The 19,155-nt window shown below is 64.7% G+C and carries 1 protein-coding gene (cut by a window edge); it reads right to left on the reverse strand.

All coding sequences use genetic code 11. The annotated features are described in order from the left end of the window. Positions 1 to 19,071: the beginning of a hypothetical protein gene (locus EV191_RS13120; protein ID WP_132877297.1), read on the reverse strand. It extends 52,392 nt beyond the left edge of the window; the window shows 19,071 of its 71,463 coding nt (coding positions 1-19,071); it begins with the start codon at positions 19,069 to 19,071; the stop codon falls past the left edge of the window. Positions 19,072 to 19,155 lie beyond the last annotated feature (84 nt).

Below are 19,155 nucleotides of genomic sequence, written 5' to 3' on the forward strand. Positions count from 1 at the left end.
TCTGGCGTGGTCCAACCACAGGTCGTGCCGGAGCCCCAGCTCCGCGGCGAACTCGCGCAGCAGGGACCGATCCGTGAAGTCGAGCTCGGCCGGCCAGCCGGCCCTACGCAACACAGCCCCGAACTGCCGCACCTGACCGGCATGCGCTGGGTCGAATCCGAACAGCGCGGCTGTTTCGGCAAGGTTGGCCGGCACCTGAGAACCGGGGTGACCGTCATCCACACCCGTCAGCGCGATGTCGAGGGCCGCGCGCAAATCGGGACCGCCACCGAAGCGCTCATGCAGCTCATGCGCACGATGCATCCCCCATGCGGAGGCAACCCGAAACGCATCGGCAAAGTAGTCGTGGCCGAACCAGCGGTACAGCTGCCGAACGTCCACATTGGTGCCGTACGGCAGTAGCCGGTATACATCGATACCCGGCAACGCGGCGCGTAGCGCTTCCTGATAGCCAGCAGCATCGGCCGCGAGATCTTCGGATGCGGCGTGCGTCCGCTCGGCAAGAACGTCAGCGGCGGCCCGATTATCTCGCCATGCATCCAGGTACGCCTGATCGATGTCCACCCCAACCCAAGATGCACGGGCAGCGGAATCATTACGCGCAGCCAGAATCGCCTCGGCGAAGCTTTCCCCTTCGGCAAGGCTCGCGTACAGCGCAGGAAGGTCGATCCGCCGCTCCGCCGCCACGGCGAGGGCGTCGTGGGGCAGCGCGTCCAGCGCGTCCACCAGTCCGTCCAACAGCTCGCGACCGACCGCTACCGGTGGTGTGAGGGCAGCAGCGCGATCGCCGATGCGCGCCAGTGCCTCCCGGATGAGTATCTCTACCTGCAGGGAGCTCGCTCCCGGTGGCAGGAGGAGATGCACCGCATTGCCTACCCTGTGCGGTTGACGTACCGGCTCCACCAGCCGTGGGGCGGTAAAGCTGGAGTCGACCTGGACCCGAATCGCCGCTCCGTGCGGCGCTTCCGGCGTGCTGACCACCCATGCCGCCCAGGGGCGGTTCACGTCGGTGTTGCCGCGCCACGAGTCCACTCCAGACGCGTTGGCCAGGTTTTCGTCAATGAGACCGTGAATGCGTTTGCGGCCCGCGGTCAGCTCTTCGGTCGCCGTCTCCCGTGGTGCTACCTCCGCAACGTGGGCGCTCTGCGCGGTGCCATCCTCGTCGCGTAGGTAGCCGTCGCCGACGGTGCGGACCAGTTTGATGCTTCCGTCTAGTTGCGTAGTCCGGAGTTCAATCTCCACGCCAGCCCGCTCGGGAGGCTTAAGTTCCGCGGATATTCCGGCGACCAGCCTCTCCCGATCTTCGGTTAGCCATACCGGATCTAGCTGGAACTCCTTGGCGACAACGGCGGTCCATGTGCCACTGGTTTCGTCCGCAGTAGGCACGTTGGTAGCACCAACGAGTCGATCCACCAGCCAGGCCGCATTACCGAGACTTTCCAACGCGGAGCTGGCTGCGGCGTGGAGCTCATTCAGCTTCGACTCCACACCCGCGATCTCCCAGTTGATCTCATTGCGGGCATCCTCGGCGTGCCGGACGCGACGGCCCGCTTCAGCGGCGATTTCCCTCGCCCGCTCGATCTCGACGTTCCGTTCCTGATCGAGATCCGCAGCGGAATCGGTCAACTGGTCAACGGTGGCGTACGCGTCGATCAGCTGGCCCAGTGCGGCCTGTTCAGTCTCCGTATGCGTACGGGAGCGCATGCGGATGCGCCCGAGCAGGTTCAACGCCGCGTCGAACGATGTCGGGTCAAGACCGGCACGTGCGGAGTCGATCGATTCACGCACCGCCGGGTCGGCAAGCACGGATTCCGGCAGGGTGGCCTCGAGCCAGCCGAGCAAGCTCAGCGCCCTACCGACGGTATGCCGCCGGTGTTGGACGGCCGCCTTGGTCGGGTCGGTGTGCGCGATCAGCAGCGCACCCGGCTCGGTGCGCCCTGGGTGGCGCCGCCGAAGCTGCTCAACCACCTCCAGGTACCGCGACGGAGAATCACTCGTATCCTGCAACAGCGCATCGAGGTTGACCGGGTCGCGTTGCGCGCCAAGCTTGCGCCGTTGAACGGCCCGATACACCCGCCATGGCAGCTCCTCCGTTTCAGCGCCGTAGGGCAGAGCAGCCGGAACCTGCCCGGCGATCTGGCGTTCTAATTCATCGAGATCAATGGCCCACATCTCGGAGTCGCTGGTCGTCGTGACCCGTGCGTCGAACTCGCGCCTCGTGCGATTCCGTTCATCGACAACCCGCAATCGAGGAAGGTAATGTAGCCGCCGCTTGACGCGGTCTGTTCCGGAATCTGGCTTTTCCGGGATTACGTAGACGTTCTGCTGTTTACGTGAACCGCTGTGTGCTGCCGAGGCACTGCCGCCCTGCGTCGTTGTCGATATACCCGGCTGCACACCCGGGAGACCACTCTCTCCGGATACCTCGCCGGATGTCGTGTTACCCCAGTCGCGCGTGGCGGACTCGGTATAGCTTTCGGCATGGTCGACTCGATGCAGTGTCGCCACTCCACGTACCTGTGCCTTGGCGTCCATTCGCTGCTCAGCGGACTCCCAGACAGCGCGCACATCGATCTCAAGTCGGCGCCCATTGGCGAGCAGAATCAATATATCCGAGCGCGGATACTCCGTCATCAACCGGCTCGGGGTGACTTCGGTAGTCACGTAGGACTTGGCGTCGCGCGCTTCGTGATCCGCCAACTCGCCAGTTTGCGCCATTTTATCGATGAGGGAATGAAGTTCATTTCTAATCGGCTGCGCATCGATGTGGTGGAAGTACCGCTTCAGGTTCTGGTCTGCCACGGCGCGGCCACGGAAGTCCGGCTGCGAGAACACTTCGTCGATTGTCACAGCGGGGAAGGCATAGTGGACTTCGAGCGTGCCGGCGATCGACGCGTCGACCTTCCGTGGTTTGGTCGATACGCCAACCGCTCCGCCAGTACCGCGGGCGAGGGCACGAAGCACGTCACCCGCTCCACCGAGTCGGCCCTTCAACGGCGAAGGCACCGGGCGGAATTCGGCGATGATCCGCAGTTCGTACCGCTGTTCAGCCGCGACACCACCATCCCAGCCGACGCCGCCGACATCGTTGAGCACGGAAGTGCTGCTGGACCGCTGGCTTGATCGGCTTGCGCCGATGTTTCGATCGTATCCGCCGCTCTCCGTAGCCGACTCACCGTCGGCCGCAACCGAGCTTTCCGACTCCCCACTACCGCCGCCGGTTCCGGAAACAGCGCTTCGCCGAGTTGTGCTGGTGCTCGTGGTTTTCGATTGCCGGTGATAATTCTCCTGGTAACGCCCATGGCCGACGATGGTCGGGGCGCTGACCGGCACTAGCTCGATGTCCAGCCATAGCTCGCCGCGTTCCCCCGTGGCGGTTTCCACTTCACCGCGGTAGAGATCGTAGCCGCCCGGCTGGATCGCCTGCCGCATCACCCAGTTCAATGGCGCGCCCTCGGCTAGCTCTCCGCGCAACTGCCGCGTCAGCGCGGGGTTCGTCCCGAACGAACCGAGGGCGCCCGGCCCGGGTGCCACGTCGAGTACATCGGGTGCCACCTGCTCAACGGCGTTCGCGACTAGCTGGTATACCGTCGAATCGGTTTCCGGCCGCCAATCCACAACCTGGCCGTGTCCCAAGGTGCGGTGTTCCGCGGCATAGTCTGGAAGCTGGTAATCGCGCAGCGGAGCAGGCGCTCCTGGATGGTATGCACGGTCGGTGGCGAGCCGCTCAAGTCGCCTGAACAACCCCGGTGTACTCAGCTCGCGCAGCCCGCCCAGTTCAGCCAGCTCCTTATCGAGCACGCGGCGGGTGCTTCCATCCACTTCACCCGCCGACGGTGGCAGCTCAGTGGAGTACTTGCTGATCACCATATCGAGAAACGAATAGACATCATTCTGCTGTTCGCGATCCAGATCAGCCAACTCGCCGGCGCGGAGCCGTTCCAGTATTCGGCGGTAGGCCGCTTCCGCGACATCACGGCGGTCGATATCCCGACGCGAATCCGCTGAGGTGAACTTCGACGTCCCATGCTCAAACTCGTACTGCTGGTCTCCCAACCAGTTCTCCAGCCATCGATCGATGACCTGCGGCGGTATCGCACCTTCCGGAAGTAGACCCTGCCAGTACAGTCGCATTGCTTTCGGCATCGGGATCGCGACTTGGAACTGGCCGTCCCGCAGCTCGACCGGCTCTGCGGTGCTGACCTCCATCGAACCGTGTGCTTGTTCCAGCGCGTATACCGCGCCGGCCAGTTCGAAGGTGATCAAGATGACCTCACCGAAATAGAGCTGGAACTCGCCATCGCCGTAGCTTGTGGTGACCGCTTCGGTAGTCGTCTCATCCCAGTCGACCCCGGTACCTCCGGTGCCACCAGCTGACTGCGAGGGCATCGCGTCATCCCCGTCTAGCCCTGCGGACTCTCCGCCCTCGGGTAGCTCCGCGCTCGCGGCGCTGGTCGCGGAAGCCCCACCGCCTTTCGTCACCGAAGTCGTGACCGTGTTGTCCGGAAGTCCAAACGCGACCGCGCCGACCTGATTGCTCGCCGGCCCGATGCCGTTCTTGGCGCGCGTTCCATCGAATCGTGCGCCCGTAATCTTCAGGTTGATTTGCGCGGCGCCGTGGTGTCTGGCTGATTCGGTCCGGATCGAATAGCCGTCCTTGCCGAGTAGCTCACCCATATGACCCAGCAGCGTCGTGGTCGACACGGCTGGACCCACCGCACCCCGACCGGTCGATCCCAAGCCGGCCGAGTTGGGTAGGACCGAACGAAGCAGCTCGACAAGATCCGTAGCACCGTTTGTCGCTTTGGGTGCCTCGAGCCGGACATAGCCTGCGTCCTGAGCAAAGAGGCTAACCGGAATCGAGACATCGCCGACCGGAATGAAGTCGGTACCTAGGTCCGGTTCCTTGTCCTGCTCATTCTTGCCAGGGAAGGAGCGGCCAAGATCGCCATCCCATGGCACAAGGAGTTCGACGTACTGGGCGGCGACCGTGGCCGGTTTGGGTGACTCGGCGTTGGTCAGGTTGAGCGCTACCTCCCAAGTCACCGGCACCCGGACCTGTTCGGCCATGCCCTGATAGGCACTCCGTGTGCCGGCGAATACCCCACGACCGGAGCCTTGGCTTACCTTTTGCGTGGTTGCATGTGATCCACCGAGCCCGAGTAGACCACCACCGATGTCGAGATCCCTGGTGCGGCCGCGCGCACGCCCCCGGGAGGTTTGCAGGGTTGTCGTGCCGAGCACCGTACCGACGTGGTTACTTGACTCGGTGGTCGCCACCGTCTCGGCCTTGGCCGGGTCGAAACTGATCCGAACAACCAGCTCGGCACGTCGTACCGACGTGCCGCCCGGATGCGGCATCTCGACAGGTAGCCGGATACCTTCCTGAGCGGCATCACTTAGCTTGAAGGGGTTCTGGAACGCCTCCTCGTCGAGCAACTTGATGACCGCATTCAAATTGTTGAGCTGAGTACGGTGTACGGCGTCGTCAACGCTCTCGGGGGGCAGCAACCTGCCAGTGACCGGATCGACTGGTGGGATGAATCCCGCCTCGGCGAGCATGGTCAGTGCCCGCTCCCGCACCTCCTGTACGCCGGTGAGCCGGACGATCCGATCGACCGCGCCGGGACCGGCGTGCCAGATCGAGGCTGGCCCCGGGATCGTCGGGGCTTCAGCGACGGTCTCCCACCAGCCATCAGCGACTAGCGGTTTACGCTCGATAACCGTCGCCCATGGAGGGGCATCGTCGGATTTATGACCGGCTTCTCTCGGTACGGCATTGCCATGCTCGTCGCGGACCGGTACCGCCACGTTCTTGGACTTGATCGCACCCCGACTGCCGTCGGTCGTTTCCTCCCGTAGGAACTCGTCGGGAAACATCCACAACCATTGCGCCGCCGCGCCGACTGGCACCCGGGCGTATGCCCGGCCGTACACTGGCGGAATCTCCGGCGTACGTGCAGCTGGCTTATTCCATAGCACGTCCGAAGGCAAAGCCGCCTCCATCGGCCGAAAATCTGCCTCAACGGTGGTGATCGTGTCGACTTCGTACGTGATCTTGTTACGGGTGTCCAGGGCGTCACCCGTGGCGAACTTGCCCACCGAGACACTCGCGCTCGCATCGGCACCGGCCGACCTGGCTGGCTGATAAGTCGCGATATTCGCGGCGCCGGCGGCGAAACTAGCTTCGTTGGTCTTGGCGTCGGTCATCCCAACTGAAGCGGAGCCGAAGTTGCTACTACCGACTCCGGTCCAAATCCGGCTGGCAGCCGGATGGGTAGGTTTCGCGGCAGCCCAATCGAGTTTGGTCGTCAGGCGAAAACTGTAAACCTGCCCGTTGGTGTAGTCATTGACTGAGAACGAGTAGCCTCGATCCGGGTCGATCTCCCGCTTACTGAAGTTGTCGCGACCTTGCAGTTGCCGCCAAAGCTCACGACGGACGGGTCCACCCACATCGTCCCGAACGCCAGGTGGCAGCTGCGCCACTAGGGCTTCGAAAACTGGTGCGGCCGCGAGATCAAAAACCCTTGTCGATTCGTTGAGTTCGCTAGCTTTATGCTCGATGAGCGTACGCAATTCCGGCGAGTTGGGGAGGCCCTGATAGTTCACCAGTTCGTCCGACTTGCCGGCCTTCGCATCAGCACTGTCGACGTTGTGCTGTCCTGAACGAGATGGCGCACCCGTTGAATCCGCGGCTAGCGCGGCCTCTGCATCGCTTGTTTCCGCGGTCGAGACGTGAATCTGTGGCACGCGCAGATACAGCAGATCACGTATCCCACCGTACCGTGCCCGCGCTCCATCACCAGCATCGGCTGATTCAATGATCCGCACGTCGCCGTCGTAGTTTTTGGCGTGCACACGCAGTTCCAACTGGACTCCGAAGCCGATCGTGCTCGTCGGTGACCAGTACTGATCGGTTACGCCGGTTCGCGTGGTGTCGGATCCTCCCGCGGTCCAGGTCTTCGCGGTGCTATGTGTCGCTTGCGGAGTCAGAACAACTGACTCGCCGATCATGTCGCCAACCGCGCTCTCTTGGCCTCGAGCGCGTTCCCACGAACCGACCGACCCACCAATGGCTTTGGCAACCGGAAACCCAGAACTCACCGATGTCGAGGTCCCATGGTTCCCGGTCGTCCCAATGCCGCCGAGCCACGCGGATGACTCCGCGATCATCGCGGTCTGAAGATCGCTCGTCATCTCCATGCCGCTGTAGTCGCCATCAGCGTTCGTGCCGGTAAGGCGGATCCGCAGGTTCACCTCGGCTGCGCCGAAATCCACGGTGAAGCCATCCGAGTGCCGGACCCACCGCAGCGCGCCGACCATCAAGTCCGAGATTTCTTCGGGACTCGGCGCCACGCGTCCACCTTGCTCGGCTCCCAGCGCGGCGATCAGCTCGGCGCGCAGAGTTTGCGCGAACCGGCTCATCATTGGCAGATCGACGTTCGCTGGGCTAGCGGTAGCGACGCCAATCGGAGTGACAGTCACTGCTCGCGGGGGACTATCGGGCGTCATCGCCTGGTAGTCGGAAAAGGTGCTGCCGCCGTAATCACCACCGCGCTGAACATCCGGGTCGGCGGACGGCTCCGAGTTACGCAGGAAGTCCGCGACGTGGCTGCGCACGGTGCCAGCGACTTCAGTCGTCGACATCTCGCCCAGTACCGGCGCGAGGTACTTACCGTCCTGGGTGCTCCGGCCATAACGGTAGTCGCGGAAGCCCATGCCGAGCCCCTGCTCGGAAATCAGCTGGTCATACCGGTACCTGCCGTAGGCCGTATCGTGGCGCTGGACAAGTATCAGGTACCGATACTCGTCGTGGGTGAAGTCGATTTCGGCTATACCGTCCGGATGCGGGTGCACATCGATCACGGCTTGGTTATCGCCGAGTAGTGTGCGTAGCTCGGTCTTGATCTTCCCGAACAGCTCGCGTTCTTCCTCGCGAACCGCCGGCCGTGCCACCCGAAACAACAGCGGCGTGGATAGTTGCGTGGACCATAGTACGTCAATACCCGCCGCATGGAGCCATTCAGCCAGGTGCCGAAGGACGCTTTGCTGGAATCCGTGCGTATCTGGATGCGCCGATTCGCCGGGTATCAAGTCAACGTTGGCCAGTAGCCCGCCATCATCGTCGCGACGCACAGTGAGCTGGATTGCCGCGCTGGTCTCGCCCGCCGTGGCCATTTCGACCACCAGACCGTCCGATGTGTTGCGGACGTCACCGACTTCGACGGTTCGCCCAGCAAACTCCCGGCCGTCAAGGTGGGTGCGCAGCGCGCGGGCGATCGCGTCGATTCTTTCGGCCGAGACGGTTCCTGAATCAACAATGATCTCGTCGAACGCTGGGATTGAGCTGTGCCCTTGATCGTCGTAGCGGGCGACTTCGTCGAGTAGTCGGGGAATCTCATCGCGCCATTGTTCAGCGAGTTCAGCCGGGTTTGACTCGGCGAACCACATTAGGTGTGGCTCATCGACCGTCCCGGCACGCAGTGAGAACATCGTTGGCAGCGCCTGCTGACCTACAAGTGGCTGCACGTGCTGCACCGGACCGGACATCGCGCGAATGCGAATCAGCCCGCCCTGCTCAACGATGTCCACGAGGTCGGGTCCGGAAATGCTGTCGACGTCCAGGTCGCGGGCGGCTTCACGCAACTCGGTAGCCGACAGCGGGGCCGCTGGTGACTCCTCGACCGGCCGCTTCGGTTCCGCAGCGCCCATATTCGCGCGGCGCGCGCGCGGATCGCCCCCGTCCGCGTACTCGATGTTCGTCAGGTTCGGCAGCTTGACCGCCGGATTCGCGCGGGGACGGTTTTGTGCGGCCGGCCGAACCGTAGCGTCGTCCCCACGCGACCGCCCCGACGGCCTAACCGGCTCGGAGTGCCCGCCGAAGGTGTTGAACCAGTGGATGTCCGATCGTTCGCCGTCGACTATGGACAGTTCGACGCGAATGCCGAGCTGGCGCGCTATATCGCTGGCGATACGTTCCGGCGCCGCGCCGTGCTGGGCGTCCTCCGCCAGCCCAGCTACCGTTGTGTTCAGTCTGCCGCCGAATTCAGTGACGGTACGCTCGACCTCACTTGTTCGAGCGAGCATGTCCGCCACTTGCGCGCTCGCCTGGTCCCACTCGGCCAATGCCGTATCGGCGCGTTCCGTGGCCGCCGCGATCGCGGCATTGCCACCACGGGGTTCGGCGGCGCGGATTCGACGCAGCTCGCGGCGCGCGTCACCAAGCTCGGTGTGCGCACGAGTGATCGCCTCCGCGGCGGACCACGCCTGACCAGCCGCGGTGTAGGCGGCGTCGAGCGCGTCATATTGCCGTGCGTCAGTCACCTCGGTGGTTGCGGTCGCCAATCCCTCCCACGCCTGGGTAAGGACGCTCAGCACGCGGCGCGCAACCTGGGGGATATCGCCGAAAAGCAGTGCGTCGCCTTCCGCCTGCAGTTCGACGAATCCGCCTTCCTGGACCTTTCCGTTCAGCGCATGCCAGGCCGTTTCGACCATCGCCTCGCGTGCATCGGCCGAGCTGGCGACACCGACGGCACTGTCGTGCAAGGCATCCAAGCCGAACGTGGGCACACCCGGCGACTCTGATCGTTCCGAGATCTCCAGGTCCATTGCGCCTTCTGGCGGCAGCACCGCGCCCAGGATCGCCCGCCGCTCCTGGGCGAGTCGGGCGGCCAGCGCGTCATCACTCGTGTCCCGCTGCCGTACGAGCAGCTCCGCCGCTTCCTGCCTGGCTATCACGGCTGCCGAATCACCAAGCACCACAGTGATCTCCCGACCCGTGCCGCGTTCCAGCCAACGGGTCGAGACCCCCGCACGCCAACGCATCTCCTCGCCGGTACGCACGGGGTCGTAACCGTCTTCGCGCAGCCGGAGCCACAGGCTCGTAGCTTCCTCAGCGAAACTCTGGTGACCAGGCAGCCGCACCAAGTACCGGTGCGCCGCTTCGGCATCGTCCGCACTGGCGGATACGACGTCCCGATCGGGCAGTAGATATGCTCCGCTCTCGGAAGTGGCCCGATACAGCGCCTGTGCTTGCTGGTCCACGGCCAGCCAGATCGCCTCACTATGCACCGGCCCCAATGGGGCGACCAGACCGCCCAGGCTTCGCATGGCCGCGATCACCAGTGGGTGGTCGAGGTTGCGCTCGTTCTGGGCCAACCCGGCAAACCGGAGCTCGGCCGGGCGCAGAACCCACATATCGCCGTCGACCTCGTGGATCACGGGCGGAGTGACGGTCACCGAAGCCTCATCGCCGTCCGGCGATTCCCGGTAGTCGAACACCGTTGCCACGTCGGCGTGTCCGAACCGAAGCGAAGCGCCGTGCGGGCGCTTGTCGATCTCGGGGAACTCGACCTCGTCAGTCGTGTCGTTCTGCTCGGCCGCCTCGGTCATGGTGATCGTGGTTGGCTGCTGTTGAATGAGGCCGTAGTAGTCGAAGAGGTTGTATCCGCGATGCACGGCCGTGCCACCCGGCCGGCTTCGACCGAGTTCCCGGACGCCCGCGCGCACCAGCGCACCAATCTGCTCCCAGCGGGTGCCGTGGCTCGTCACCCCGCTGGGCGTGCCCAACCTGATCTGACTCATCGCCGTTTGCGTCCAGCGATTCCCGTCGAACAGCCAGCTGGCTGGCTCAACCACGACCGTCCCCGATGGGGCATCGAAGTTCACGTCAACGGCCTCGGTAGCACCGTCGGCGTGATGCACCAAGACGGGCCCGGCGCCACTGCCCGTCACGGCGATGATGTCCGCGCCGTCGGCGAGACCCGACAGGGTGAGCGACAAGATCTCCTTGTCTGTCGTGCGCCAGCCCGTGATAGGTGGTTGGTCAGTGGGAACCGCATCGGCGTGCACCGTGATCGAGGTAGGCAGCGCGGTCCAGCTGTCGCCGCGCGTCGAACCTTCCTCGCCAGGCGCCTGACCACTTGTCGCCCCTGCCGTCGCCGCGCCAACGAGAGCGGGCGCTACTGACTTCGCGTGCCCACGGGCGAACTCCAGTGACGTGACAACCGAGCCGACAGCCTGCTCCACATCGTCGGCAACCATCCCGCCGAGAACGTAGACGTTCGGACTTCGCTGCACCCAACCGTTCGCCGTGAGCTCGAAGGAACCTGGTATGATGTCCACATCTCCGACGCCCCTGGTCGCATCGATCTGATAGGTCTCCTCAAGCACAGTGCCGTCCGAATAGGTCACACGCACGGGCTTGAGTCGATCAGTCAGCTCGACGCCAACGACCCCGTCACCTGTTGCATCCATCTCGTTGTCGTCGGGATCCTGCAACATGTGCAGGTCGTAGGCGATCGCGAGCCGCACCGCGTCCGGCGCGCTCCGCACCGACGCGAGACTGCCCGAGCGGAAACCAACGATGCTTCCATCGCCGAGCACCTCGACCATGACCGCACGGGAGCCGTCGGGCGCCGCGAAGGTCCCGTCGTACACCCATCGGTCGACCGTGGCGATCGCCATATCGCGACGATCCCGAATTACGTCTCGAACAAAGTCTTCCGCACGTGCCAGGCTCGCGTCCGCTGTGGCGTCATCAACCGGAAGGCCCGTAGCAACCGCCCACTGCTGCGCGACAGCCTCGGCGGTGTGGGAGGGTACGGTCACGTCATCCGGCTGTGGCGGCTCGGAAATCCGATGCCGAAGCACTTCCGGCTGGTGGACCTCACGCGCCGGCGTTCGTGTCGTCTGTGTGCCAAACAAGCCAGGAACGGACTCCGCGCCCCGCGAAGAGGTTCGGTGAGCAGCGAGGCGACTTCGCTGCCGAGCGTTCAGGTCGCGACGTTGCGATTGCTGACGGTGGGCGTCCCGAGAGGGCGCAAGAACGGAATCCGTATACCCCAGCACTGCCGGCGCGCCCGAAATTACCAATGCTTCGTGGACAATCGGTACGAACTCGTCGTCACGTCCACGCGCAAGGCGAACCATGATGCCCCGGACACGCGTCACCTCGCCACCCGGCGTCGACATACTGGACCGCACGACGGGAAACCCCTTGCCTTCGGCAGAAACACCAGTCGCCATGAGCTTGGCATCGTGGTAGAGGTCCCACAGTCGGGTTTGGATATTCCAGACCCAGGCCGTGCCACTGGCCGGTGGGGTGTGTTGCACTGGATCCACCGAAACCTGGCCGGCGGAATCGGGTGAGCCATCGCCGCTCGGGAAATCCCGTTCCACGACGTGGATCGCGACTTCGGGGTGCACCTGATAACGGGTGGAGCTGCCATCGACTTCCGCGATGTCGACCACCACCGTCGCGCCAAGATCGTCCGCCAGCGCGTGCGCCATCGTGATCAGCGGGGTTCGAGAGTTGTCCGCGACCACCGCTGCCTGTGCATCGGCGGTCAGGGTTACCGTCGCTGGTTTTCCGCTCAGTTCGCCTAGCTGCCTGGCGAGTTCCTGCGCGGCGAACATGCCTGGCCGCCCAGTAAGCAGATCGTCCAGGTCGAGCGAGGCCTCTACCAACCGATCAGCTTCGTCGCCGTCCTCGGCGTACGGCGTCGCGGCACGGACCGGATGTGCTTCGCGTGCCGGCTGGGTGTGCGTTTCGGACACAGCCGTTCGTTCCGAGGCCGTCACGGTGTCTGCTCTGGCCCTGACTTCGGCGTCACCCAGCTCTTCGCGCCGCGCGGCGGCGTGATCCGCGGATGTGCCGTACGTCTCCGCCGATGCCGCGCTGTCTCGCTGGAACAGCTCGGGAAGTGACGCCGTGTCAGGCATCAGCCCGGCGAGGACCTTTTCGGCCGTAGCCGGCGGCTCCTCGCGCGTCGCGGTGCGGGCACCTGGATCAGCGTGGGCAGTGGGAGCAGATTCCCTCGGCCGGACTTCGGTAATGGGCAGCGGTGCATCCGGACGTTCACCGGCCTGATGCTTGCCGACCCACTCGTCGAGTGGGCGACGTTGCGTTTCGCCGTCGCCGACCTTCTCGTGGGTCGTCGTCGCACCGTCTTGCTGCGCGACCGTCCCGGTCGCGGCGCCCGGCCGGGTTGAGCCGGTGTTCCCACCAAGCCGAATCCGCACCACCCTGCCACTCGATTCGCCATCACGCGCGGGCGGCACATGCTCGGCACGTACCACTCGCGGCGCGCCTTTTACGAATGGCGCATCGCCAGGGAGCGGGACGGGAACCCTTTCCCCGGTTCGAGTAGTGTCCACATAGATTGAGCTCGTCTCCCTGACCCCAGTGCCGTCAGTAGTCTCGAAGAAGTATCTGACGGCCCCCGACGGTGGATTGCTCGCCAGGGCCTGACGCATTTCTCCAGCGACATCGATCACCCGAACCCATTCGATGGGCTGGCCGCGCTCGCCCGGACGCGCCTCATAGATATCCCAACCACCATCCGAACGCGGACCAAACCGCACCGGAACCCGCCCCGACGACGACACCTCAGACAACAACACGAACCGAGACTCCCCACCATCCCGGCCAACCACCACCTCAACCAGATCCCACCGACCAGAAACCGAACTCTGCACCCACTCCAAACGCGCCGCCGGATCAGCCGACACCCCACCCGCACCAACAGAATCAGCACGCGTGGAGTCCGTGGCTGTCGCGGTGTCGGTTATTCCGGCTGACCACGTTGGGCCGTTGTCCGCGCCGACCCAAACCTGCCGAGCCTTGCCACTCGACCAAACATCAACAACGACCGAAACACCCTCGACCGCACCCCGCACGAGGAACCGGTCCAGATAACGCGTCACATCCCGCGAATCCGGATCCGTAAAGACCTCCCGAACGAGGTTCCGCACCTGGTCCGCGAAGGCCGCGCGCGACATACCCTCCGGCACCTCAACGACACCCTGATGAATGCTCTTCCGCAGCTTCCGGGTCAGCGCGACATCCTCCGGCGCGGGCCGGCGGGGTTCAACATCACCGACCTCGCGTTGCGCCACACCAGACCGCCGCGCGGGTCGCTCGGTGTCCTCGGCGCTTCGGTCGGCGGCGGCTACCTGCTCCGTGCCGACGGTCCGAGGCGCACCGAGGACATTCGGGTTCTCACCCGGCAACGGAACGAAGGTGCGTTCCCCGGTTCGCGTCGTATCCGTCCAGATTCCACGCGTGGTAACGATCTCGCCGTCCCTGGTGGGCATCTCCATCTGCTGGGCGCGAGATACCGGGTTGTCCTCGATGTACTGCCGCATGGTGCCGGCGACGGCTGTTGTTCGAACCCATTCGATGGGCTGGCCGCGCTCGCCCGGACGCGCCTCATAGATATCCCAACCACCATCCGAACGCGGACCAAACCGCACCGGAACCCGCCCCGACGACGACACCTCAGACAACAACACGAACCGAGACTCCCCACCATCCCGGCCAACCACCACCTCAACCAGATCCCACCGACCAGAAACCGAACTCTGCACCCACTCCAAACGCGCCGCCGGATCAGCCGACACCCCACCCGCACCAACAGAATCAGCACGCGACGGCAGATTCACGTCGGCATGCGGGCTGTCGCGGATGGACGCCAGATCGGTCAAATCGACGGGCGATCGGTCGCGCATCCCGTCGTACCACGAGGAACCGGCTTCTGCTGTGCTCGCCTTGGTCTGGGTGGCCCGCGGGTGACCATCGGCTGGCGAAGTTCGCGCGTGCAGCCCGTCAAGATCCGTGAGCCGGTTGACGTCGGCGGGTTGTCCTACCGCTTCCAGTAGCTCGTTCTCGAGCCGGTCCATGGCGCGTTGCTGCAGTGGGGACAGTTCGACACCGCGCGTGGCGTCGTAGAGTGCACCAACCGTGTCCCGCGCCGCTGATGTGGACGGACTTTCGAAACGTACGAGGGTCGTATTGCCGTCGGTGTCGGAAATCCGTGCGACGATGCCCGGATCGCCAAGTGCCGTCCATCCGTCCACTACGGAGTCGATGCGGTAGCCACGCTCGCGCAGCCCAGCAAGCACCTGCTCGGCGTCACGACTGAACGTCTCGGCAGAGGGTAACCGCGCGGAGTATCGGCTTGGCTGGCCCGATGCATCCACGTCGACGGCCGGCGCGAGAACGTCAGGGGTGAACACCGCGCCATCGATCTGGATCACGGCATCACGAATACCGGCGGTGCCTGGATCAGCGGCGACCCGGAAAGCGCCGTGGGACAACGATCCCATCCCCGCGACTTCTTCTGCTACAGCCTCTAGGACCTTGCGGCCGACCACGCCCGTCCACAGCCGGGTGGCGCCGTCGCTGACCGGCGCTCGCGAATCCATGGTGACCGTCATGACCTCAAGCTGACGCGGTTGACCATGCTGTAGACCGACGGTTGGGCGATCGATCCGCAGTTGGCCAGTAGTACCGGTTGCTTCGAAGACGACACGGACGTCGATGGTCGCGTCTTGCGCGTGCACGGTGAACACTTCGCCGCCACCTGGCGTGACCGTCACGTTCTCGGCCGCATAGCTAGCGCCACTTTCCTGGCGGGGCGCGTCGTTGTGTAACCAGTCGCTGAACCGCTCCGCCATCTCGGCCGGCCGAGAAGCCGTCGCGTTCACAAGCGCAATAACTTCAGTCGTCGATGCTGCTGATGTCCACCCACTCAGTTCGGCGAGGTTGCCGGTACCGCGCAGGGCTTCGCCAAACACGCCGCCGTGTCCCGGCGAGCTCTCCCGCAACCCACGCAATCCCGCTGCCAACAATTCGGCCGAAGTCGCCGTGCTCGGCGCGTCGCCGGTGTACTCGGCGGGAAGCGAGATCCGGTCAAAACCATCCTGCCGGGTGACCCCAGCGTCGTCCACATACCGCGCCGCGGGTTCTACCAAAACCCTGCCCGGCGGCACATCAATACTGGTCGATACCTTGATCGCGGTTGCGGAGCCGTCCGGGTCTACCACCAGCGCCGTCTGATCTTCACCCAGTATCCAGGCCGGACGGTTCGGCCCATCCGTTGAGGGAGCCAGCGCACTGTACTCGCCATGGCTGATCGCGGTGAGGACATCAACGACGTGGCTTATCGGATCGGGTATCGCCGCGGCGATACCAGTAGGCTCATCGATGCTGATTAACCTGGCTGGTGATACCGAGCGGGTCCCTGGCGTGGTTTCGCTGGATCCGGCCGTGCGGCCGACGTCGGAAACGACGTGCTGGTCGGCAAAGGCGGGGGCGCTCGCACGGACCTTGCCAAAGCCAAGGCCGAGATCCCGCGCTACCGTCAGCGCCGTGCCGTCCAGCGTTGGTGGCCGCATAGCCGAGATCTCAACGCGAAACGGTGCGGTCTGCATTGGACCGGCAGCGGACATCGTATAGGTGCCGGGAGTAACCAGTACTTCGCCGGCGGCACGATTGGGATTGACGACTATGTCACCGAAATGCCGCGAACCGTCCGCGTACGTCACTCGGAGGTAGGTCTGCTGACCACCGGCGCCGGCTGGTTTGGTTGTCGTCTCGACCGCGACCGATGCCGTGGGATTGTCACCCAACAAGACTTGAATCGGTGTGTTCGCCTGGCCGGCCAGACCATTCAGGTAACCGAAGATCGCACTCTTAGTTCCCTCCTGCGCCAGCACTTCCGCCGGAGGAGCCTGCTCCGGTGCCGAGTCCTCGGGCTGGTGCCGCGCATGCTCGCCTGAATCAGGCGCGCTACTAGTCGCGCCGTTATCAGTCGCCGTGCCATCATTGGGACGCCCCGCCTCGCCCAATGGGGTGACGGCGTCGCCGATTTTGTCGCCGGTGATGGTCGTGCCGTCGTAGCGGGTCGGCGGCTGCGGCCCCCAGGTGTCCCGGTCCCAGCTGACGGTGCTCTCTGTCGAGGCCGAGTCTACCGCTTCTTTTTCGCGGTTGGCGGCTTGCTCGCTTGGCGAGCCAGTCGTGTCTTCCGATGACTCCCGTTGCACATTGCCGTGCTCCCCCGAGGTGGAACTCGGCGTTTCCGCCGCATCGGAGACCTTGCCCGCACCTTTCACTGGGCGCTGAGGTTCCGTACTTTCGGATTCCCGTTGGCTTGTGCTGCTCTCTGCTGCCGGTTGACTCGTGCCGGTTTCCGCGGTGTGCTGGGTTGAACTACCGTCGGCGGTTTGGTGTGCGGCAGCGTTCGCGGCGGAGTTCTCCACCACCGCTCCAGCCGGCTGCGTCACACCCGTTGTGCCGGCAGCTGATTCCCCGGTAGCCGGGGCTCCTTGCCCGTTGTTCAGCCCGGTGTCGGATTCCGCGCTAGCGGGGTTGCTTGATTCGGTACCCGCCGTTGCGCTGGCCGAGCCTTGCCCACTGCCACTGCCAGCACTGTCGGAGGCCGTAGCAGCCGGCTTCGGTTGCACCTGGTTGTCGCGACTGGAATCGGATTTACCCGCTTGACTTGGACGATCACCGGTTCCGCTGCCTGGTTTGCTTCCGCCGGCGGAACCGCCACCGCTGCCGCTGCCGCCGGAGCTGGCCGAGGCACCGGGACCGGATGCGCCGCCAGCGGAGGCCGTGGCACCAACGGTGGCGGGCGCTGGGGTTCCCGCTGTTCCGCCTGCGAACCCAGCCGACGGGCTGCCAATCGGAGCCGCGCCCAGCGCGGCGAGGCCGTCTCCGCCAGCAACCGGAACGCTATGGACCGGCGCCATGATCGTGTTGTCGAAATTCTTGACCGTGTAGCTCAGGTTCTTGAAGGTCTGGCCCCAGGCACCGGTTGCCAGCCGTCCGTAGGTTCCTTCGGTTACACCGCTGAATGCGCCCTTGATGGCTTCTTCGACTGCCTTCCTGGTGCTCCACTCGTGGCCGGCTTCGCCACCGGCACCTGGTCGGGGAGCGGTACCGCCCAGCTGGGCTTCCTGACCGGTTGCCTGGAACTGGGCGTAGTCGATACCGGTCGTCGCGCTGTACGCGGCGACACCTCCGCCGGCACCCATGAATGGCCACCCCAGCGGTCCTCGGGCAAACGCCAACATCGAGCCGCCTGCGCCGGCTCCGACAAAGGACTTGAGCGCGTCAGTTCCCGTCGCGGTCGTTCCGGACAACCCGACCGAGCTCGTCTCAACGCCGCCAAGAACCACACCAAACTGATGCACGCCAAGGCCGAGGGCGCCACCACCCAGGACGTACCCGGATACCTGCCTACCCAGGGTCGACCACACCGGAATGCTCTGGGTCGCCGCCGAAGCGACGTAGGGCCGCACCCCAGCCGGAACACGAGCGAGGTTCGCGACTGTCGGCTTCGCCAAGGCTTGCCGCACCGCCGGGTGCATGAACTGCACGAGAGTAGCTGGGTGGTGACCTGCCCTTCTGCCCTGAGCCATCAGCGACCACCGCGCGCGACCAGCCCAATGATGTCTCGCCAGCGCTTGCGGCAGCATGTTGCGCGGGTCCGCCGTGTGTAGGACGAAACGTCCAGCGCCTCGGGCTCCGCTGAGGGCTACCCGACCGCCGACACGAAGCCCGATTCCCGCTAGATCACCAGCGAGGGCCATCGATCGCGCCACGGACCCGCGAGTGCCTCCGGCGCGGATCGCACTTCCCAGGACACCTGGATTGAAAGAGAACGCCCGAATGCTCTGGCGCGCCTGCAGTGCCGCGATCCGGGCTGCGGCGCTGCGAAGCGCGGCAGCCACGGCCGCCCTGGTTGGCCAGATCTTTGCCGCCCAGGATACTACCGAGCCACCCAACGAGACGACGGCGAAGATGATCGCGGCAGTCAGCTCGGCCAGCAGGCTTAACAGCAATGCGGATACTTGACCGATCGCCGTTCCGATCTGGAGCGCCATTTCCACGAGAACCCGCGAGGCCTCAAGATCAGCCTGCGCGACGGACGTTCCGGCAAGTACGAACTCGGTAATCTTCGAGGAAAAGGACACCGGACCGGCCGGGCCGGTCCAGGTCATCTGTACCCGGCTGGCATCGTTGGTGACCGCCTGCAGCACCTCGAACATCTCCATGGCCCGATCGCTGTGCGCGATTGCCGCGTCACTGATCGGTTGGAGCTCCGTTCGGGGTACTTTACCGGTTACCCACGCCAGCGCATCGGCCACTCCAGCGGGGATTGGCGCGCGCCCCTGCAGGCCGAGCCACTGGTTCGCCTGCTCAATGTAGGAGTCCAGCGTTTCACCAAAGCTACGAATAGCCTCTTCTATCTCGATGGCAAAATTGGAGGATCCAGTCATGCGCCAGACACCCCCGAGTAAAAACGATCGAGAAACCTCAATAACCCGTGAATTATGTTCACTTGAACACTAATTCGCCCTTCA

It is taken from the genome of Tamaricihabitans halophyticus, assembly GCF_004340875.1.
GTDB classification, from domain to species: Bacteria; Actinomycetota; Actinomycetes; order Mycobacteriales; family Pseudonocardiaceae; genus Tamaricihabitans; species Tamaricihabitans halophyticus.